Annotated in this window: 21 protein-coding genes; 13 read left to right on the forward strand and 8 right to left on the reverse strand. The window is 46.9% G+C overall.

All coding sequences use genetic code 11. The features are described 5' to 3' along the window. Nucleotide 1 precedes the first annotated feature (1 nt). From Q0986_RS11880 to Q0986_RS11895, 4 genes are all read left to right on the forward strand, one after another. Nucleotides 2-1000, forward strand: a complete 999-nt coding sequence (locus tag Q0986_RS11880) for a hypothetical protein (RefSeq protein WP_299410333.1) — start codon at nucleotides 2-4, stop codon at nucleotides 998-1000. Continuing rightward, a complete protein-coding gene (locus tag Q0986_RS11885; protein WP_299410335.1) occupies nucleotides 997-2745 on the forward strand; it encodes a bifunctional diguanylate cyclase/phosphodiesterase in 1749 nt (582 codons plus the stop codon). The genes Q0986_RS11880 and Q0986_RS11885 overlap by 4 nt, the downstream gene beginning before the upstream one ends. 69 nt (nucleotides 2746-2814) lie before the next feature. Further along, on the forward strand, nucleotides 2815-3252 hold the full coding sequence (locus Q0986_RS11890) for an NUDIX hydrolase (protein ID WP_299410338.1): 438 nt from the start codon (nucleotides 2815-2817) through the stop codon (nucleotides 3250-3252). A gap of 172 nt (nucleotides 3253-3424) precedes the next feature. After that, complete coding sequence (locus tag Q0986_RS11895; RefSeq protein WP_299410340.1) at nucleotides 3425-3865, forward strand: Hsp20/alpha crystallin family protein; 441 nt, start codon at nucleotides 3425-3427, stop codon at nucleotides 3863-3865. Nucleotides 3866-3914: 49 nt separating this feature from the next. Here the strand turns inward: Q0986_RS11895 and Q0986_RS11900 are convergent, their stop codons facing one another. The 4 genes from Q0986_RS11900 to Q0986_RS11915 all read right to left on the reverse strand — a co-directional run bounded on the left by Q0986_RS11900 (nucleotide 3915) and on the right by Q0986_RS11915 (nucleotide 7727). Beyond that, nucleotides 3915-5078: a trypsin-like peptidase domain-containing protein gene (locus Q0986_RS11900; protein ID WP_299410342.1), complete on the reverse strand. Its 1164-nt coding sequence runs from the start codon at nucleotides 5076-5078 to the stop codon at nucleotides 3915-3917. 18 nt (nucleotides 5079-5096) lie between these two features. Next, a complete protein-coding gene (locus Q0986_RS11905) occupies nucleotides 5097-5330 on the reverse strand; it encodes a hypothetical protein (protein WP_299410344.1) in 234 nt (77 codons plus the stop codon). A gap of 115 nt (nucleotides 5331-5445) precedes the next feature. After that, nucleotides 5446-6108, reverse strand: coding sequence for an NAD(P)H-dependent oxidoreductase (locus Q0986_RS11910; protein WP_299410346.1), 663 nt, complete (start codon nucleotides 6106-6108; stop codon nucleotides 5446-5448). Nucleotides 6109-6248: 140 nt separating this feature from the next. Next, nucleotides 6249-7727, reverse strand: a complete 1479-nt coding sequence (locus Q0986_RS11915; RefSeq protein ID WP_299410350.1) for a leucyl aminopeptidase — start codon at nucleotides 7725-7727, stop codon at nucleotides 6249-6251. A 346-nt stretch (nucleotides 7728-8073) separates the two neighbouring features. Here Q0986_RS11915 and Q0986_RS11920 point away from each other — a divergent pair, with 346 nt between their 5' ends. From Q0986_RS11920 to Q0986_RS11945, 6 genes are all read left to right on the forward strand, one after another. Next, on the forward strand, nucleotides 8074-8289 hold the full coding sequence (locus Q0986_RS11920; RefSeq protein WP_299410355.1) for a hypothetical protein: 216 nt from the start codon (nucleotides 8074-8076) through the stop codon (nucleotides 8287-8289). A gap of 569 nt (nucleotides 8290-8858) precedes the next feature. Continuing rightward, nucleotides 8859-9554, forward strand: a complete 696-nt coding sequence (locus Q0986_RS11925) for a class I SAM-dependent methyltransferase (protein WP_299410360.1) — start codon at nucleotides 8859-8861, stop codon at nucleotides 9552-9554. Between the two features lie 522 nt (nucleotides 9555-10076). Continuing rightward, nucleotides 10077-10628: a hypothetical protein gene (locus Q0986_RS11930; RefSeq protein WP_299410366.1), complete on the forward strand. Its 552-nt coding sequence runs from the start codon at nucleotides 10077-10079 to the stop codon at nucleotides 10626-10628. A 492-nt stretch (nucleotides 10629-11120) separates the two neighbouring features. Beyond that, complete coding sequence (locus tag Q0986_RS11935) at nucleotides 11121-12524, forward strand: folate/biopterin family MFS transporter (protein ID WP_299410368.1); 1404 nt, start codon at nucleotides 11121-11123, stop codon at nucleotides 12522-12524. Between the two features lie 6 nt (nucleotides 12525-12530). Further along, nucleotides 12531-13982 (forward strand): carotenoid oxygenase family protein, encoded by a 1452-nt coding sequence (locus Q0986_RS11940; RefSeq protein ID WP_299410371.1) that lies wholly within the window; start codon nucleotides 12531-12533, stop codon nucleotides 13980-13982. 14 nt (nucleotides 13983-13996) lie between these two features. Next, the gene (locus tag Q0986_RS11945; protein WP_299410373.1) at nucleotides 13997-14467 is read left to right on the forward strand and encodes a low molecular weight protein-tyrosine-phosphatase; all 471 of its coding nucleotides are present in this window, start codon (nucleotides 13997-13999) and stop codon (nucleotides 14465-14467) included. Here Q0986_RS11945 and Q0986_RS11950 read toward each other — a convergent pair. Next, on the reverse strand, nucleotides 14464-15126 hold the full coding sequence (locus tag Q0986_RS11950; protein ID WP_299410376.1) for a response regulator transcription factor: 663 nt from the start codon (nucleotides 15124-15126) through the stop codon (nucleotides 14464-14466). The genes Q0986_RS11945 and Q0986_RS11950 overlap by 4 nt on opposite strands. A gap of 49 nt (nucleotides 15127-15175) precedes the next feature. Here Q0986_RS11950 and Q0986_RS11955 point away from each other — a divergent pair, with 49 nt between their 5' ends. After that, nucleotides 15176-16219 carry a glycosyltransferase family 2 protein gene (locus tag Q0986_RS11955; RefSeq protein WP_299410378.1) on the forward strand — a complete coding sequence of 348 codons (1044 nt, stop codon included), beginning with the start codon at nucleotides 15176-15178 and terminating at the stop codon, nucleotides 16217-16219. Nucleotides 16220-16300: 81 nt separating this feature from the next. On the opposite strand, the gene Q0986_RS11960 is transcribed toward Q0986_RS11955, so the two are convergent. From Q0986_RS11960 to dnaA, 3 genes are all read right to left on the reverse strand, one after another. Next, nucleotides 16301-16519 carry a hypothetical protein gene (locus Q0986_RS11960; protein WP_299410380.1) on the reverse strand — a complete coding sequence of 73 codons (219 nt, stop codon included), beginning with the start codon at nucleotides 16517-16519 and terminating at the stop codon, nucleotides 16301-16303. Nucleotides 16520-16745: 226 nt separating this feature from the next. Next, nucleotides 16746-17864 (reverse strand): DNA polymerase III subunit beta, encoded by a 1119-nt coding sequence (gene dnaN / locus Q0986_RS11965; protein WP_299410383.1) that lies wholly within the window; start codon nucleotides 17862-17864, stop codon nucleotides 16746-16748. Nucleotides 17865-18719: 855 nt separating this feature from the next. Further along, nucleotides 18720-20087, reverse strand: a complete 1368-nt coding sequence (gene dnaA / locus Q0986_RS11970) for a chromosomal replication initiator protein DnaA (RefSeq protein WP_299410386.1) — start codon at nucleotides 20085-20087, stop codon at nucleotides 18720-18722. A 152-nt stretch (nucleotides 20088-20239) separates the two neighbouring features. Between dnaA and rpmH the strand changes: the two genes are divergently transcribed. Together rpmH and rnpA are read left to right on the forward strand one after the other, a co-directional pair. After that, entirely contained in the window at nucleotides 20240-20377 is a 138-nt protein-coding gene (gene rpmH / locus Q0986_RS11975; protein ID WP_299410388.1) for a 50S ribosomal protein L34, read from the forward strand. 63 nt (nucleotides 20378-20440) lie between these two features. Then, entirely contained in the window at nucleotides 20441-20794 is a 354-nt protein-coding gene (rnpA, locus tag Q0986_RS11980; RefSeq protein ID WP_299410390.1) for a ribonuclease P protein component, read from the forward strand. The last annotated feature ends 61 nt before the right edge of the window (nucleotides 20795-20855 follow it).

A 20855-nucleotide genomic window follows, 5' to 3' on the forward strand; every position in this document is an offset into this window, starting at 1 on the left:
CATGTTGAACTTGCCTCAACCCATCGTCACGTTCCTTTGTTCTACTGTCGTTCGTGATCGCTTTCCTGCGTATCTCCAAATTAGTAAGGACGGAGCGTTATTAGCCTTTGGTGGGGATTGCGATCGCTATGGTCTCAATCCACTCACCCTCCACAACCTCGTAGACGAGCAAATCTTTTTCTTGGCTGGCTTATTGCCCCTGGAAGAATCGGCCCTGCATATTCCCTTTTTGCAAATTGAAGAGGATATCATTGCTGAGGTTCATCTCTTTGCCGAGCAGGAACAGGATTGGGTCCTCTTGTTTGATGCCACCACTGAAAATGCCAAGCATGTTCTGATTCAACAAAAAGTCAATGATCTCAGCTTGCTCAGACGCAAACAGGCTAAATCTCTCAGCCAATGGATGGATGCAGAGACGGTGGCTGAAAATATCTTGGATATCCGACCTGCTGGTGAACAGAAATTACTCACCATTTTAGTGATCAAATGCTGCAGCATCTCTGGCCTGGAAACGCCAACCCCCACCACAAATCCCTTAAGAGAATTGGATGCTTATCTGTCTACTATCTCTCCGCTTATTTTGGATGAGGGCGGTCTTATTCACCAAAGTATTGGCAATTCCATTGTTGCTGTTTTTGGTGCCTTGCCTTCCACACAGGATGCTTCCCAACAAGCGATCGCAGCCAGCATACGCATTTTAGATACCTTTCAAGATCAGTCTTCCCATCAGCATGCTGCCACCCAGTGTGCATTGGTAGTGACGACTGGCACAGTTACAGTGGGCTTGCTGCAAGTGGGCTTTGGCAAAACCTTAACCGTGATGGGACAGCCCATGGATATCGCGGTGAATTTAAACGAAATCTCGCAAGCAGGGACCTTGATCATCGACAAACAGACCTTTGATAGGCTAGATCAAAGGCAGAGGTGCTTTGTCCCCACTTCTTTAGCGGAAAATACAATGGTTGACTTACCCTCCCTGTATTCATACCAGAAATCATGATGACGGAATCGCTCCCTGCAAACGTATTAGCTGCCTTAGATATTCTGGTGTTGGAACAGGTCAACGGGCAGTCCTTCAAAATTGTGGGGACGATTCCCACCTGGTTTACCCATCTCTGTCCACAAATAACCACTCACCTGGAACCGCATTGGATTACTGAACACTTACCTTTTTTATCCAACTTTTTAACGGATGCCGCCCAATTTTGGTACGAAAACCAATCTGGACTCTATAAATCGGGCTTATGGTGTGAGCATGATGCTCAGAACCAAGAGATTCATTTAGAAGCCTCTGCCCTCACACTAGGCACTAAAAAGATTCTGCTGATCCAATCTTCCATTGCTAACTACCAAGAGCTAGTTTCGCTGATCCAAAAAGCGCGGGAAAGTACGTTAGATTTCATTGACGAGCGCAAACAGACCAGCGAAAGCATCATGAAAACAACGTTTTACGATGCTTTAACCGGTCTCCCTAACCAAACCTATTTTCTGATTCAGTTAGCGCATGCTTTTGAACAATATAAACGGCAAGAAAACTATCATTTCGCCATCTTAGTCATTAATATTGACCGTTTTCAAAGTATCAACGACTGCTTCGGGCGGTTAGCAGGAGATCAGCTATTAATTTCTATTGCTTGGCGCTTAAAGAATTGTTTACCAGAATCTACGCTTTTTGCCCGCTTGAGTGGAGATGAATTTATTATCCTGCTGGACCATCTCGACGACGTCAGCAGTGCGTTACTGATGGCCAACCAGATTTCAGCAGAGCTGATCTCTCCGTTCAGTTTAAATGGTCAAGCCTTGTCGATTACCGTCAGCATCGGCATTTCTCTGACGCTGATGGCGTATGACCGAGCAGAAGATTTACTCCGTGATGCCAACACTGCAGTGCACTACGCCAAAGACCGTGGTCGAGGAAACTACATTGTCTTTGATCCCACCATGCATGCGCGAGCAGTACGCTTGTTAAAGCTTGAAAATGATTTGAAGCGGGCCTTGCAAGAACAAGAACTCAATCTCTTCTTTCAACCCATTGTTTGTTTAGCGGACCAACGAATTGTCGGTTTTGAAGCATTACTCCGATGGATTCACCCCAGGTTGGGGCTAGTGTCTCCCTTGGAGTTTATTCCCATTGCTGAGGAAACGGGCTTAATCATTGACATTGATCACTGGATGTTGAAGGAAGCCTGTTTTCGGATTCAGCAGTGGCGACAATTTACCGAGGAACCCTTATCGATCAGTGTAAATTTCTCGGCCAAGCAATTTGATACCTCTGACTTAATCTCTCAAGTCCAACACGTCTTAAGGCAAACAGGAATTGAACCTGAACAGTTGATGATTGAAATTCAAGAAAGTATCTTGTTCAATCAGGCCACCACAGCACTGGAGACCCTCCAACAGCTCCACAAGATGGGAGTGAGTCTTTGTATTGACGACTTTGGCGCAGGGTATGCCTCCTTACAGTGCTTGCAACAGCTTCCCGTAGATACCTTAAAAATTGATCGATCCTTTATCAAACAATTAGATGCTGATCATCTCGATCTAGTGCGCTCTATTATCGAACTTGCCCATGACTTAGGAATAAATGTGATGGCTAAAGGCGTAGAAACCCCTGTTCAAAGACGTTTTTTACTAGATTTAGGCTGTCAGGAAGCCCAAGGCCATTTGTTCTCGCGCCCTGTTGATGGTCAAGTGGCCTTACAACTATTACACGACAAATCAATTAATGGTGTTCGAGATTATTAATCGTATTGGCAAAGCCGCTTATTCCCGCTAACCTCTTAAGCAGCTCCCCACTATTGATCGGCTATTGTTATGCCTGCTCTCGTGAAAGAAGGGTCTTATCAGCAATCTGCTGCTTTGCCCTATCTGATTCAACCGGATGGCTTAAAGATTGTCCTGATTACGTCTCGGAAACGGCATCGTTGGATTATTCCCAAAGGCGCGATTGAACCCCATTTAACTGCATGGGATTCAGCAGCCCAAGAAGCGTGGGAAGAAGCGGGGATTGAAGGGGTGATTACAACAGAGCCATTAGGGATCTATCGACATCAAAAGTGGGAAGGGTCTTCAATGGTACAAGTCTTTCCCCTAGCTGTGACCCGACTGCATCAGCAATGGCTCGAGGATCAAGAGCGGCAAAGGCGAGTCGTTTCTGTTGCTAAGGCACTCAAATTAATTGAAATGAAAGCGCTTCGACGCATGGTGAGTCAATTGGAAGTATGGCTCAATCTTTCTCCCTGTGAATCTTAAGACAGCATAGAAGGCGGGTTATCCCTACTCCACAGGGGATCATCTCCCTACCTGCGATCGCAAATCCCTACAGTACGCTTGAAGTCAAGAACCCACAACGTTGTAAGCATTAGGTTCACGTCTTTCCCCATTTCATCATTATTCAATTCACAGTAACGAGGAGGATATCGTTATGACATTCCTACACTGGCAACCTTTCCGAGAGCTAGACGAGATGCAGCGGGACATGAATCGTCTCTTTGACAATCTCGCAACCACCCGACGAGCGGGCATCGACCTAGGGTTTGTACCTGCCGTTGAATTAGAAGAAACGGACGATCACTATCTGTTGCATCTCGAACTACCGGGGCTCAACCCTGAAGAGGTCAATATCGAGGTCAGTAAAGATTCTGTCTCGATCAGCGGTGAGCGCCGCACAGAAACACGGCGCGATGACCGAGGCGTGACGCGTAGCGAATTCCATTATGGGAAGTTCCACCGATCAATCCCTCTACCAGGCCGAATTAACAATCAGGGCGTCAAGGCTGATTATCAGCACGGCGTATTGACCGTCACCCTGCCCAAAGCCGAGCCAGAGAAACAAAAAGTCGTGAAGGTGCAAATCAACACCTAGGCTGTCCGTTCCAGTGCAGCTCCCATCCCAGGGTGCCCGCACTGGACACCTACAGCTGGTTTCCTTCTTCCACAGCGACCATTTTCCATTGGCCGTTCACGCGCTCCCAAGTGGTTGTTTCACGGCGGCGCACCACTCCCCGCAACAGCCCGGGCCAGTAAGACCAGTTCACGGTTTCAATGTGGGAGACAATCGCCCGATCAGCGTCTGGCATTTGCAAATCGGTCACTTCATAGGAGAGTTTCCAAATTTCACTCGCTGGTTTTTGGGAATAATATTGCGAGGCGCCTGCGACTCGGTCATTGTAATTTTGCACAACCCCCGTGTTCAGCCTGTAGCGAAAGCGCTCCTTATCGATGGGCAGATAGTTAAACAGGCGAGCTGCATCCCGAGTTTCGATTAAGGGGGCCATAGCGGCATAATGCTGATCTAAAAACGCGCGAAACGTTTGTTCATTGGTGCGACCAGAGACAACAGGGGGCTGAGGCGAATCCACCATTGGTGCCTGCTTCAAAGCCAGCGGGGTAAGATCCAAAATCGTATTGATTGGGACCCCTAAGTTTAAGCCTGCCTTGACGGCGACCCCTTGTACCCGTTCCCCTTCGGCCAAACCATGAATGCCAATCACTTGACCAGCCTCATTTAGGATCGGACCACCACTCATGCCCGGTTGGGTAACGTTATCGTAAATTAAGCCATATCCCCGTTGGTATTGGCCTTTGCCCGTAATCACGCCCTTGGTAATGGTAAAAGTCGATGCCGTAATCGCTTGGCCCGGTAAGGGAAAGCCGGCAATATAGATGGTATCCGTTTCGGTGACGGCTTCAGAGTTTCCCAGAGTGGCAACCGGATAGATGCGATCGCTATCGAACCGAATCAGCGCTAAATCGACCCCTGATAGATACAAAATCGCTTGGGTATTAATGGCATGAGACTGACCATCAGCCGTGACAACATCGGCTTCTTCCCCGGCCTGGGTGGACTCCATAACATGCTTGGCAGTGAGCACATAGTAGCTGTTTCCTTCTTGCTTGATCAGCACTCCCGACCCTGAACTACTCTGAGGTGACACCAATACCGTTACGGCCTTTGCGATATCTCGCACCTGTCGTCCCGGTTGTCCATGGGCCAGATGCGGCCATAACAGCGTCAACATTAGGGCACCCGTCATTTGCAAGAGCCGACGACGGGGTAATTTAAGCGGTGCGATCATCAGAAATACAGCAGGATACTAGCGCGCAAGGTGAATAGAGACAGATTGAGGAGAGGGCTGCCGAGGTTGGGATTGAATCCGATTCATCAGAGTCATCACCAAGGGAATAGTAAACAGCGCAAATAGACCGACCGCTGCCCATTGAAAAATAGCTGGACGGCGACGACCTTTAGTTGGAAACTCACAACTGAGGCAAATTTCTGCTTCTGAACTGTTTAAAGTACCGCACACTCGGCAAGGTTCTAAAGCCATTATTCCATCCCCATAAAGGCTGTTCTGATCTTAGTCTAGACAGGTGAGAGATCAGAACTCACTTCTTGCAACGAGCGCTTGCCTCATCTGGATCCAGACCTGCTCCCAGCCCACGTTAGTCAATCCGCTCAATAACATCTGCTTGCTTGAATCTCACCTTGGGGAGCTGTGCATGTTTATCGGCAGTCTGACGATACCCGGCAGGACAAACCACAACGGATGTATAGTCGGTAGCGGTTAAGCCCAAAACCTCATCGTATTTGGCGGGGATAAACCCTTCCATCGGGCAGGTGTCAATCCCCAGAAAAGCAGCACTGGTCATAAATTGGCCCAAGGCAATATAAACTTGCCGTGCCGCCCAATCATCGACGTCAAAGCTCGAATTTTGGGGCTGTTCTAAAAATTTTTTGATAATGTTGGCATACCCAGTTAATGACTCCAGCTCAACTTGACGCACTTCGACCGTCCGTTGCATAAACCGATCAACATCATCAGCATTGACGGATTTTTTGATCGCTAATACCACCAAATGGGACGCATCTACGACTTGGGTTTGCCCCCAAGAATATTCCAGCAGTTGCTGGCGCGTTTGAGGATTGTGAACCACAAAAAATTTCCACGGCTGCAGACCAAACGAAGAGGGCGTCAGCACCAGACTTTTCTCTAAGGCATCCCAAATCGGTTCAGGTATGGTTCGGGTTGAGTCAAACTGTTTGGTCGCATATCGCCATTGCAGTTGCTGAACCAATTGTTCTGGAGAGAGGACGGAATTGCTCATGGAGGTCAAGATTGAAACACTTTCGACCACTGTACTGAACAACTGGAACAGTGTGCAGCCTCCAGCAATACAGCTATGGGACTTTTGGGTCTAGGAGAGTGCCGTTCACACTCTCCCAACTATCTACCAAGCGTCAAAGATTATCCAACAGCCCAATTCACCAAGGTGCGAACCGCAAACCCCGTAGCCCCAACATTGAGATACCCATTTTCTTTTTCGGTCCACACTGGACCAGCGACATCTAAGTGCGCCCAAGGGGTACTTTCAATATACTGTTGTAGAAATAAAGCAGCCGTAATCGACCCGCCGGGACGCGGCCCCGTATTTTTCATATCAGCAATGGGAGATTTAAGCCCTTCAAAGTATTTGTCTTCTAAAGGCATTCGCCAAAATTTCTCACCAGCTTGGTTCGCAGCTTGTGTCAGCTCTTCTGCCAGACTATCTTCTGGCGTCCACATGCCTGCAATATCGGTCCCCAACGCCACAATGCACGCTCCCGTTAAGGTCGCTAAATCCACAATGGCATCGACGCCTTGCTTTTCCGCGAAGACCAAGGCATCAGCGAGGGTCAGTCGTCCCTCAGCATCGGTATTATTAATTTCAATGGTTTTACCGTTGGAAGCGGTCAAAATATCGCCTGGATGGAGCGCATGACCACTAATCATATTTTCAGCCGCCGCCACAATGAAATGAACTTCCACATCAGGCTTCAGTTGACCGATGGCTTTGGCTGCTCCCAACGTCGCCCCTGAGCCAGCCATATCCATTTTCATGGTTTCAATCCCACTGCCACTGACCTTCAGGTTGAGTCCCCCAGAATCAAAAGTGACGCCTTTACCCACAATCGCCAACTTACGGCGAGGCGTACCGCTAGGCTTATAGGTGAGGTGAATAAATTTTGGCGGCAGATCAGAGGCTAAAGAGACCCCCAGAAATGCGCCCATCCCTTGGGCTTCGCACTCTTCTCGCTCTAGGACTTCCAAGGTCAAACCGTGTTCGGCTGCAATTTGTGCAGCCGTTTCGGCCAAGGCACTGGGGGTGATGACATTCGCAGGGGCTGCCACAAGTTCACGGGTTAGGATCACGCCTGCACAGATTTGCTGGGCCTTTTCAATCGCTTGCGTCTGATCGGCCATACCCAATAAGCTGATGTCTTGAGGGTATTCACTCGCTTTTTTCGCCTCTGGATCGGATTTGAAGCGACTATCCTGATGTAAAGCGAGTTCAATTCCTTCGGCTATTGCTTGAGCAGAGACCGAAGCGTCTTCGTTCCACAGGGGTAATTGCAAGCCCACACTGGCCGCTTTTTGCTTTTGAGCAGTTTTAGCCAAGGCAGCCGCCGCTTGTCTCAAGCTGTCTAAATTGAAGTGATCGGGCGAGCCCAAGCCGATCAGCACTACTTTGCGAATTGGTCCCTGGCCAGAAATGCGCGTCCAAGGTTGCTCACCTGATTTCCCCTTAAATTCGGTTTCCTCAATCAGTTCCTGCAAGACTCCTTCCAAGCGTTGGTTTAACTGAGCCAGATCTTTTTCTAAATCCACCGCCTCTTCAAAAAAGCCAATCCCTAGGCAATCGCCTGACCAGTCTGAAACCAATGTTTCAATCGCCTGAATTTTCATCCTCAACCCATATCCTTCAATTGATTTGCTGGAACTGTTCAGCGGCTTCTCTGGCTGTTTTGTACCAGATGCTGAGCCGCAGTCCTGATCATAACAACCCGGATCCTTGAAGACACATCAAGTTTTTAAATTCCTCTGGTATTTAGATGGGGGTCTGACTTCTGTTAACACTCCCGAAGAAATGTTGACCCTAGGTCTCCAACAGCCAATCCAGCTAGCATTGCCCAGTTGTACGGTGTAGGAAATACCTGGCAAGGTTATCCGTTATTTTCACGATTTCAGGCAGGAGAAACTACTATCCAATCTTTATCTATAGACGGGATATGAATCGGTGGATTGTGATGCGATGGCCAAAGGTCGGTCGAAGACCATCGCATCCAATTTTCGCCTCCCTGATTCAAGCTATGACCACTTCGATCCACCCTGGCAGCCTCAAGCAATACCCACCCAAGAATGCTGGACTGCTAACTCAGTCAGCACTTTATGGACTGGTTCTGGCACTCACCATCTCATCATCGATCGCCAGAATCAGCTGGTTGATTTCACAGGCACAGAGACTTAATGTATTTCCAGTCTTGGATCATAGCGATTGATGAGAGAAAACCAGTGAGAGAAAAATACTGAATAAATTGGAGGAGCGCATTCTGTACAAACCTAGTACTAATTTTTTTGGCATTAGATATAGCATCCCGACTGTTGAAAAAGGGAGAATTTCAACTTCTTGAGAGAATAGTCAGACTGCACTTAAACCCATGAATGGGGTAGTAGTTTAGGCACGTAAAACTAGAGATTCTATTTACTTTCTTACACAGTGAAGAGGTCTCGTCAACCAATATAGCCGCTTTATCAAAGGGATAAAGACAGATCTAAAAAACTATCACCCAGGCTAAAAATCTGTTAAATTTAATATTCAAATCTTGTAGATTCAATTATCTCAGTTTCTTCAGTCCAAAAAAATGTAACCTACAATACAAATAAATTATAAAAATAATTATGTTATAACGCAAAAATATCATCACTTAAACTATCACCCTTTAGTACAAAACCTACAAAATCCCAGAGGCTAAGTACAAAAAGAGTTAATCATTTTTCTCTCACTGATAATTATATAGATAGCTACGGAGATAAATAATGGTACAAATCTATGAAAATGGAACATACCTTAAAGATCATCCTTCATGGCATGAAGAAGACTCACCATGGAAAGCAAAAAATATCCATAAAATTATCGAAAAAAATTTTTTGACTCCCACAAAAATTTGTGACATAGGATGTGGAACTGGAGAAATACTCAAACAGCTGTCAGAGCAGTATGGCAGTGACAAGAAATTTGTCGGATATGAAATATCACCTCAGGCATACGAGCTTTGCAATAAAAAAACAAAAAATAATTTATCATTCAGACTTTTAGATCTAGTGAATCACTCTGATGAATACTTTGATGTTGTAATGGCTATTGATGTCTTTGAACATATCGAAGACTATTTTAGTTTCTTACGAAAAATCAAAAACAAGGGAGAATACAAAATATTTCATATTCCACTTGATTTATCCGTTCAAACAGTACTTCGTTCTTCTCCAATTAGCAGAAAAAGAACAACGGCTGGACATATTCATTACTTCACAAAAGAAACAGCACTGGAGTCTCTTAAACATACTGGATATCAAATTATTGATTATGTATATACAGGAAGTTACTTAGAATTACCCAGTCGAAGTTGGAAAACCACGTTAATGAAATTCCCTAGAAAACTTGCATTTTCAATCAACCAAGATTTAGCGGTACGATTACTGGGTGGCTATTCACTTCTTGTATTAGCCAAATGATTTTTATACATAAGATCTTAAGAATGTATAAAATTAAAAAATTATTCCGTAGCAAATATTTCTACCGATCCAGCATAAAGACTGAGACAAATTGTTTTGACTAAAAATCTCTCGCGAGCCTTTGAGAGTGGCGTGGGATTAATCATCATGGGCAAATCGAGGAGCAAGAATACTATCCAAACTCCAGCAATTGTAGGAAGCACCTTTTTGGTAGCGCGTTTCATTTTCTAACCATTTCGCCCATTAGTCTCAGGGAATATTAAATAATTCCTATACTCAGAGTGCTCTAGTATCTCTACTCAGGGCATGACAGTGATAGCTGTCGCGATTGATGCCCCTGATTTAGAAGGCATAGAGACGGATTCGCAGCAGGGGTCATTGAGGTTGTTCGAGAACTAGTCGTAATAGGGATATTATTAGAGTTTTTATACGTTTGGTTTCGTATAGCTGTAGTTATGCATTGATTCTGGTGGGAATACTATATTTAGTCACTTATTTTTGAAGATTTCGATCAAGAGCCTTATGGAATTTATCCTTGGAATTCTCGACAAACTTGGTATTGTTCTCATCCTGAAAATGATGCTTGCCGAGCTATTACTTGGAGTGACTATCGGTATAGGCAAAAAAGAGCTAGCCAGACTACAGGCTATGGCTATGCCAACAAAGCGAGTATTTTCAGCACGAGCCTATACATCGCCGTCTTTTGGTAGTGAATTGCCGCGAGGATCATTTAACCTATTAGCTCTAGCACCTAGCCTAGTTATCGTCGATTACGACGATGATCAAGTAAGACAAGAGACTTTTTACTCTCCACTAGGTGACCACACCAGTTTTGTTGATGGGAGATCGACCTTGATCGGTGCAAGTGTTTTGTCTTCACCTACTTATCTGATGATTGCCACTTTACCGATGTTGCTTGGCTTCCTCGGGTCATTATTCCTGTCTTGGGTGCCTTTCATAGATAAATATGCGGCATCATACTTATTCTCAGGGCTTGCTTGGAATATGCTTATGCTGCTCATTCCTGTATTCATATATCGAAAGTGGGACGATAACACTACGTCTTCTGATTGAATGAGCGTCTCAAAGCGCACGCAAATTTCACAACACTCAACAGCTCCACGAGCCAGACTCCTCACATAAGGATTTGGGCCTTTAGGGTATCTTACCTATGGAACATAGGTAAGCTCTCGCGAGGGTTTGAAATGTCTGCATTCAAAGACCTATCCGATACGGCAAAGGAAGCAGAAGAGGTCGCCTTTGCCGAGTCCCCGATCCCCTTGGATTTTTTAAAAATGGGATTCAAAACGTCGGTGTGCCATTAGGGGGTATGACAGAATCGTTGTCATACCCCCTAATGTTGTCATTAATACCAAAAATGCAGAATACTCTTTCCTCAATCTGGCACATCAAGTCAGCACCTCAACGTAAAGTCCCACAAAATTAAAGCAAGCTTTTGGAGTGACTTAATTCAACATCGTTAGAAATCACCAAAGGCCCCGATATAGTAATCAACCTAAGAAATCAGGGTATGATACAAACATTGATATTTGTAAATTATTATCAATGTTTGTATCTCAGTCGAGACTCGACTCGGTGCGTGATTTCCTAAAAGAAAACGTCTTTTACGGTCAAGATCCCACACCTGAGCTACTGGCCATATTGATGGTCTATTTTGTCCAGGGAATTTTGGGATTAGCTCGGTTAGCCGTCAGCTTCTTCTTAAAAGACGACCTCGGTTTAACCCCGGCTCAAGTAGCCGCCATGATGGGAATTGCTGCCCTCCCTTGGGTAATCAAGCCCATCTTTGGGTTTGTGTCCGATAGCGTCCCCATCTTTGGATATCGTCGCCGGTCCTACCTCGTCTTGTCCGGGATACTGGGATGCCTAGCCTGGGCAGGAATGGCTAGCATCGTTCATACTTCCCTTGCTGCAACGATTGCCATTGTCCTCAGTTCTCTGTCCGTCGCCATCAGCGATGTGATTGTCGATTCTCTTGTGGTTGAGCGGGTTCGCCAGGAATCTCAGAGCGATGCTGGCTCCCTACAATCTCTTTGCTGGTCCACCACCGCATTGGGCGGAATCCTGACCGCCTACTTTAGCGGCTGGCTGTTGGCCCATATGAGTACCCAAAGCGTTTTTTGGATTACGGCCACTTTTCCTCTGCTGGTTTCTGCCATTGCTGGACTGATTGCAGACCCCAAGGTTGAGACTCAGATCAATTTAGACACGACCAAGCAGCAAGTCAGCCAGCTCTGGCAAGCCATTACCCAAAAGCAGATTTTACTGCCCGTGATCTTTGTCTTTCTCTGGCAAGCCACCCCCAGTTCTGAAGCTGCCTTTTTCTTCTTTACCACCAATGATTTAGGCTTTGACCCAGAATTTCTCGGTCGAGTGCGCCTAGTAACCAGTCTGGCAGCCTTGCTGGGCATCTGGGTCTTTCAGCGTTATCTCAAAGCCGTTCCCGTACGCCGCATTTTTTTATGGAGCACGCTCATTGCAGCATCCCTTGGCATGACCACTTTACTGTTGGTCACCCATGCCAACCGAACATTAGGCATTAGTGACGAATGGTTTAGCTTGGGTGACAGCCTGATTCTGACGGTGATGGGGCAAATTGCCTATATGCCCGTATTAGTATTGGCCGCTCGCCTCTGTCCTCCAGGCATCGAGGCCACGATGTTTGCTCTATTGATGTCCGTGAGCAACCTAGCAGGCCTGCTATCCCATGAATCTGGTGCTCTGATTATGCATGGATTGGGCATTACAGAAACCAATTTCCAGCAGTTGTGGCTGCTGGTGATTATTGCCAATCTCAGCACCCTCTTACCCTTACCACTACTGAATTGGCTGCCCGACCAAGGGACAGATGCCCTAGATCCAGACCTCGCTTTAGATATCCCACCATCTGTCGAGCCGCTTTTATCTGAGTCGCTCGCTGTCGAACTTGTTACTGAACCTCGTAATTAAATCCCTATGACCGTTTCTGCTCCAACCCACAACACCTACCTCGACCACAACTGGCAAGGTGGCCACCAATCTCTGAAAGAGGAATACGACTATGCGATCGCAGATATAGACGGTGAAATCCCCGCAGAGTTGAGCGGCACTCTATTTCGCAACGGTCCGGGGCTATTGGATGTCAACGGTACCCCACTCCAGCATCCCTTTGATGGGGACGGCATGATTTGTTCAATTCAGTTCGATCAGGGCAAGGCCCATTTTCGCAACCGCTTTGTCCGTACAGAAGGCTATTTAGCAGAGCAGGAAGCGGGCAAGATTCTGTACCGGGGAGTGTTTGGTACCCCCAAGCCCGGCGGTTTGCTAGCCAACGCCTTTGATATCAACTTCAAAAATATTGCCAATACCCATATCATCTATTGGGCGGGTAAGCTCTTAGCCCTGTGGGAAGCCGATCAGCCCTATCGTCTCGATCCATCTACCTTAGACACGTTGGGCTTGGAAGACTTTTCTGGTCTTCTCAACCCTGGTGATCCATTTTCTGCTCATCCTCGCATCTTGCCCCATGCGGACGGCGATCGCCTCGTCAACTTTGCCATTAAGCCTGGTCTTTCTAGCAAAGTGAAACTGTTCGAATTTGACCCATCCGGTGAGGTGGTTCATCAGCAGGAATTTGTCATTCCAGGGTTTGCCTTTATTCACGATTTTGCCGTTACCCCCAACTACTACATCTTTTTCCAAAATCCCGTTATTCTGAATCCCATTCCCTTTCTATTGGGGTTCAAGGGAGCAGGGGAATGCATCTCCTTTAAGCCGGGTAGTCCCACCAAAATCTGGCTGGTCCGACGAGGCGAGAATCAACCCCAGCAGCTAGATACCGATGCCTACTTTGTCTTCCATCATGCCAATGCCTATGAAGCAGACGGTCAAGTGATTGTAGACTCCATCTGCTACGACACCTTCCCTGGCTTAGAGTCGGGGATTGACTTCCGCACCATTGATTTTGACGGGGTTCCCCCCGGCTCTCTATGGCGATTTCGCCTCAATCCTGAAGTCAGCACTGTTGAGAAAACACCACTGATCCAGCGAAGCTGTGAGTTTCCAACTCTAAATCCTGCGAATGTAGGGTACGATTATCGCTACGTTTATATTGGTGCCACGGATGCCAGTACGGGCAACGCGCCTTTACAAGCCATCCTTAAGCAAGACGTTAAAACGGGCGAGGAACAAGTCTGGAGTGCCGCCCCTCAAGGGTTTATGGGAGAACCGGTGTTTATTCCCAAACCCAACGCCACCCAAGAAGATCAAGGCTGGTTGATTGCTCTGGTTTACGATGGCGATCACGATCGATCCGATGTGGTGATTCTCGATGCCGAGCAGATCGAACAGGGACCACTGGCCCGCTTGCACTTAAAGCACCATATCCCCTACGGTTTACATGGCAGTTTTACGCCAATGCTGTTTTAACCTGTCCCAACCCGATGCCCCACAAGCTTTTATTTGTCTGTCTAGGCAATATTTGCCGCTCTCCTTCTGCCGAAGGGATTATGAATCACCTGCTGCAGCAAGAACAGCTCACCCATGCCTATCAATGCGATTCGGCAGGCACCAGCAGCTATCATATTGGCGCTTCCCCAGACCGGAGAATGGCGGCGGCTGGCTTACAACAAGGCATCGTGCTCACGGGCAACAGTCGCCAGGTACAGCCGGAAGATTTTGCTGAGTTTGATCTAATTCTGGCCATGGATCGCCAAAACTATCGCGATTTGGTGGCAATGAATCCAGATGAGCAATACGCCGACAAAATCCACATGATGTGCGATTTCTGTACTAACTTTGCCGATAAAGAGGTGCCCGATCCCTATTATGGAGGGCCATCAGGGTTCGATTATGTGATTGATCTTTTACTGGATGCCTGCAGTGGGTTATTGGATCATTTGCAAAATCCTTAGAGATCCGCATCAATGACCCCTAGAAGATGGTGGTCCATGGCAAACCGGACGATTTCGGCCCGATTACTCGTTTCTGTTTTTTGCAACAATTTACTCACATACTTTTCCACCGTTCGGGGACTCAGGTGGAGTTGTTCGCCAATTTGCGCATTCGATAATCCTTCCGTCAGTAACGACAGAACTTGCTGTTCCCGCTGGGTTAAATCTAAAGCACTAACGACTGCTGGATCTGCCGATTCGAGACCAGGGGCATTATGAGAGACCACTTGCAATTCCGTTTGTATGATTTGAGCGCGATCGAGTAGGTTCCGCACAACAGCTGCAAGTTCTTCCAAATTAAAGGGTTTAGCCAAATAGGCATCACACCCTGTTTGATAACCTCGAATGCGCTGTTGAGTATCGGAGTACTCCGTTAAATAGATGACGGGGAGCAAGCGAAACGCGGGCTGCTGCCGCACCCGGCGTACTAACTCATAACCATCCATCTGTGGCATTCTTATATCAGTGACCAGTAGATGAGGACGATATTGTTGCACCATCTGCCATGCTTGTTGACCTGTGGCAGCGGCAAGGACAACATACCCAGCTGCTTCCAAATAGTCGGTGACCGCCAAGCGAATGCCCGGTTCATCATCTACGATCAACAGGGTTAAAGGCATAGAATGTCTCTTACAGGCATTGTCTCTTTTGTTTAGTTATAACAATCCCTTGACGCCATTCAGCTCCCCTTCATCAATTGCAAGTAATCCTGATCAAAGTGGCAATATAACGTATTCTTTCGTTATTCCGATTTATAACGAAGAAGACAATATTGCTGAACTCTATCGACGCTTGCAGGCATTAATCACTAAACTGGATGGCCCAGCCGAGCTAATTTTAGTGGATGATGGTAGCTGCGATCGCACCCTCCCCCTGATTCGCCAACTCCACCAAAATGACCCTTCCGTGCGTTATATCAGCTTAGCCCGCAACTTCGGCCATCAAATTGCCTTAACGGCGGGTCTACAGTGTGCCACTGGCCAAGCCATTATCGTTATGGATGCCGACCTCCAAGATCCGCCGGAAGTGGTTCCTGATCTGATTCAGCAATGGCAGCAGGGATACCAAGTCGTTTACGCTCAACGCATTTCTCGACAACGAGAAGGCATCATTAAACGCTTGACCGCCTATGTGTTTTATCGCTTTCTGCAACGTCTTTCTGATATCCACATTCCCACCGACACGGGTGACTTTTGCCTGATGGATCGGCAAGTGGTGGACTTACTCAACCAAATGCCTGAGCGGAATCGCTATATTCGCGGTCTGCGGGCCTGGGTGGGCTTCCGGCAAACGGCGATTACCCTCCATCGCCCGCCTCGGTTTGCTGGCTACGTCAAATATAACTTCCGCAAATCTCTGTCTCTGGCTCTCAGCAGCATCATGGCCTTCTCCAAAGTGCCTCTGCGCTTAGCCACTTACCTGGGGTTATTTGCCTCAGCTCTGGCCATCTTTATGATGTTTCTCACTCTCTACTGGCGATTTTTCAGGCCATCTAGTCAGTTGATTGGCTACACCATGATTACCATGGCGATCTTTTTCCTGGGAGCGGTACAACTGATTTGTCTAGGTATTTTGGGTGAATATGTGGGTCAAATTTACGAAGAAATTAAAGGCCGCCCGCTCTATACGGTCAAAGAAGTCGGGCATCTCTCCTCCCATAGGGAGCTTGAGCGGCTGCACCATCACACCACAGATATCAGCAGTCCCTCCTAAACACCTACAGGACATTCAGGAGGGACTAGAAGCATCAATAGCTTGAGGAGGGGAAGGGTGTGGGTCTGTCAGCCTTAAGCCTTAATCCCGGCAGCCTGGCCAATCCTCTCCATCTTCAGGAGGCTGGTCAGACACAATCGGAGACAGCACACAGTCATCTTCTTCAGTCTCAGTCAAAACAATTTCTTGAGTGTCATCAGCGCTGTCAGCAGACGTCAGAAATGCACGCATAGCGTTCGCCGTGTTTGCTAATACACCCACCAAACTCAAAGACAACACTAAAATCGCAATCTCTTTCATTCTGTTAACCCTTTACCAATCCAACTGAGAGACTAACCCGTACATTGTTTACCAGGATGGCTAAATTTTAGAAGATCTTCTCTCAAAAATTCAATTCATTCAGGCAAAATTAACGAAGGCTATTCGATGGTCTCACCATTCATATAGATGACTCACTCTATTTTAAAGACATCTGCACCGACAGATAGTTCCCTCAAAGTTATCGTGCCCTCTCTGACGCTCTCAGCTAACTCCGAATCTGAATTGGCATAATCAAGTACGTGATCTGTCGTCCTGATAAAGGCGATAACACAGCCGGCATGGTCGCTGAGTTCATTTGTAATTGCACTTCTTGGCTACCGAGCGCCTTCAAGCCATCACTCAAATATTTCACATTAAAGGCAATATCTAAATCCTCTCCTGAAATTTGAGCCGGCAAGCGCTCTTCCCCCATTCCCAATTCAGGTGCCTCTGCTGACAAAGCCACTTGCTGCTCTGCACTATCGATCTTCAAGCGAATAATGTTGTTTTTACGGGCCGCTAACACCGCAATCCGCTCTACACTACTCAGCAACAGTTGACGCTCCACTGTCACTTGCCGTTCAAACTGCTTGGGAACCAGTTGGGGATAAGCCGGGTATTGACCTTCCAGTAATCGACAGCTGAGCTGCTCCGTTCCCTGTTCTCCTGTCAGCTCAAAAATAGCCTGATTGGTATCAAATCTCAACGCTACATCGGCATTGACTCTCCCTAGCATCCGCTCTAGCTCTCGCAAGGCTTTAGCAGGCATGGTCATGGTCATGGGCTCCGGAGTGACCAGATCGGGAAAATTTGCGATCGCAAGTCGATGCCCATCCGTCGTAGCAAATTCAAACCCTGTCTCAGACGTATTGAGATGCAGCCCCGTCAAAATTTGTTTACTTTCATCCGTACTCGCTGCAAACAGCGTGGCCTGTAAACCTTCTAAAAACAAATCAGTGGGGAGATCCAAAGCAGGAATTTCATCTAAGCTGGGGAGTCCTGGAAATTCTTCAGCCACCAACCCCTGCATTTGGTAATGGCCCGAATCACAGGTCAAGGTGACCGCTGTATCCTCCGTTTCCACTTCGATATCGCAGTTGGGTAAGCGCGACACAATGTCGTTGAGAAATCGGGCTGGCAAGGTCAAAGAGCCTGTTTCCTCCACCTCTGCAGCAATCCAAACCTGAATTCCCAAACTCAAATCGAACACCGTTAAGCCAAGACGCTCGGTTTGAGCAGTCAACAACACGTTCGCCAGAACTGGGTGAGTCGGATTCGACGGTACCACTCGACTGAGAAGCGACAGTTTGGAATTTAGATCACTTTGCTGACAGACCAACTTCATAGCGTTTCTAGGGACTTCAACACTTTCTAAACTCTGGGAGCAACATCGTAACATCATTACCCTGTCCAACAAAGCTGTGATCAATTTGCTCAGAAATTGGGACTCTCTATATTCTCCTCTTTAAAATTTTAAAAGAATAGTAGTAATAGTAGGGGCTGTGGAAAATGTGGAAAAAGTAGAAAACCCTATTAATAACAAGACTTTAGCGGATCACTAACCTGTGGAAAACTTGTGGAAAAGATCGAGGAGTTTTCCACAGGGTGTGAATTAATATTTTTTTCTCCACAAGACCCCCTAGTTTTCCACAAAGTTTTACCCGTGTTTTCCACAGAAAAATGGCAGTTTTCCACAGGGGTAAATTGGAGGTTTAAAATTCTTGATAAAAGATTTAAGGTTGTGTTTATATTATCCTAGAACCTTTACTAAGTAAGTGTTTTGAGCGATCAACCTATCCACTGAAGAAAATTTTAGGGCAGTGGTTAGGCATGCCTGAATATCCACCGTTTTTTCACGATATCCACAATCTATGCCCTCTACCTGCGTTTTGCTACATTGCACACAGGCAATTGATCTAAGAACAGATTCTGTTGAGTTGCTATTCCTTGACTCAAACTTTGCCGTTTCAATGAGTTTGCCTCTCCAGCCCCTAGATGTTGACATGTAAGAAAGAGGGGCTGAGGGCGGTGATGAAAGATTGCAGTTTATGAGTGCAGTTAAACCCATTCTTATAAACGCTTCTAAGAATAGCTAAGACCTCAGCCCATGAACGAATCAAGGCTTGAGTGCATCTCTCTCAGATTGATTAAGTACGATAGCGAAGAAGTACGCCAGAGTGAGGAAGTGCTCAGGTCAGTCTTAGGGTTGATTAGCCAGGTTAATCCGGTCGCCTAACTGCCGCAGTGATTGGGCCAGTTCTGGATCTTTCTTTTGTAAGTCCGAGACTTTATCGCAGCTATACATCACGGTGGTATGGTCTTTGCCACCAAATTCCTCACCAATTTTAGGGAGGCTGAGGTCTGTATGCTGCCTCATTAAGTACATGCCAATTTGGCGGGCCATGCTAATTTCTCGGCGGCGGGAATTGCCTTTTAGATCATCAATGGAGATGCCGTAGGTATCTGCGACAGCATTAATAATGCTGTCGGGTGAAGCTGAGATTTTGGCAGTCGGTGGATTTAAGACCGGGGCAATATTTTCCACATTCATCGGCAGGCCAGAAATAGAAATATAAGCCACGGCTCGGATTAAAGCGCCCTCTAACTCTCGGATGTTAGAGGTATAGCTAGACGCAATATATTCAATCACTTCTCGAGGGAGACGAATATTTTCGTATTCTGCTTTCTTTTGCAGAATGGCCATGCGGGTTTCTAAGTCAGGGGGTTGAATATCTGCAATCAAGCCCATCGAAAATCGTGAACAGAGTCGCTCTTGCAATCTGGGAATTTGACTCGGGGGACGATCAGATGCCAAAACCACTTGTTTACCCGCTTCATGCAGGGTGTTAAAGGTATGAAAAAACTCTTCTTGGGTATATTCTTTGCCTTCAATAAATTGAATGTCATCGACTAACATCACATCCACCGCGCGGTAATGTTCGCGAAATTTCTGCATGCCGTCTTTGCGAATGGCGGCGATTAGGTCATTCGTAAACTGCTCGGTAGAAATATAAAAAATCCGAGAGTTCGGCGAGATTTCGAGTCGGTAGTGGCCGATCGCTTGCATCAGGTGGGTTTTCCCTAATCCAACGCCACCACAGAGGAAGAGAGGATTAAATTCGCGACCCGGAGATTCAGCAACCGCTAAGCAAGCCGCATGAGCCATGCGGTTATTGGGGCCGACCACATAGCGAGAAAACACATATTTGGGATTGAGACTCGCTTGTTGACGTTGGGGAGTGTTGGTATGGTCGACAGGACTGGCGTTAGGAGGGGGCGAGGCAACCTCGGGAGCCGCAATACTGGCACTGGAATCCCCCTGGGCAATTTCGATTTGAATTTCGACCGGGTGACCTAAAATCTCATGGACGACGTCTCGAATGGTTTTGACGTAGTATTTCTGCAGCCAATTCCGGGCAAACGGATTGGGTGTGCGGATCACCAGCCGATGATCGTCTAGCTGTTCAGCATTGGCAGTCTTAATCCAGGTTTCAAACGTGGGGCGGCTGAGCTGTAACTGTAAGCGCTCCAGAACTTGGCTCCAAAGAGTTTCAAGAGAAGTTTCCATGGATTACCTCGACTGCAAGCTGAGCAACATTGAGCGTAAGGGGTTTCATCGGGTCTGGCAAGAGTGGGTGATAAAATTGTAAACTATGGATTCTGGGTCAAACGCTCGACCTAAATGCCTTGACCTTGTGAAATCTTTTGACTGAATAAATTATGACTAAACGAACCTTGGGTGGAACCTGCCGCAAGCGCAAGAGAACGTCGGGATTTAGAGCCCGGATGCGCTCTCAAAGTGGCCAAAATGTCATTAATTCTCGCCGACGCAAAGGCCGCAAGCGTTTATCTGTGTAGAGAAGCAGTCAGTGGGTGAGCGCTGATTGCCGCAACGGTTTGAGAAGCCATGCTGGTGGCTAAATGTTAGCAACTCCGCATCGACTAAAAAAAAGCCGCGATTTCGGTGTTGTATACCGCAAAGGAAGCCGCAAAAGTACTCAATATTTGGTTGTAAGAGCCTATCGTTCACGTGTAAACACGAACCCGATTCGATTTGGTTTTTCGATCAGCCAAAAAGTCAGTAAGCGAGCCGTCGTTCGGAATCGAATTAAGCGGCAGCTAAGAGCGGTGTGTCGCCAGCTCCTGCCTGAATTACAGCCCGGCTGGGATGTGGTGATCGTTGTTCGGGCTGCTGCCGTTCAGTGCGATTACTTTCAATTTCTGCAACAATTAAGGAAGTTATTTGCAGACGCGGAGATCCTAAATGGGTATTAAGGAGGAGGTCTACTTTGAAGGGGGACCTCATATTGGTGATTTAATCTTAAATTCTTTCTTA

It is taken from the genome of Acaryochloris sp. IP29b_bin.148 (assembly GCF_028285565.1).
Classification (GTDB): Bacteria; Cyanobacteriota; Cyanobacteriia; order Thermosynechococcales; family Thermosynechococcaceae; genus Acaryochloris.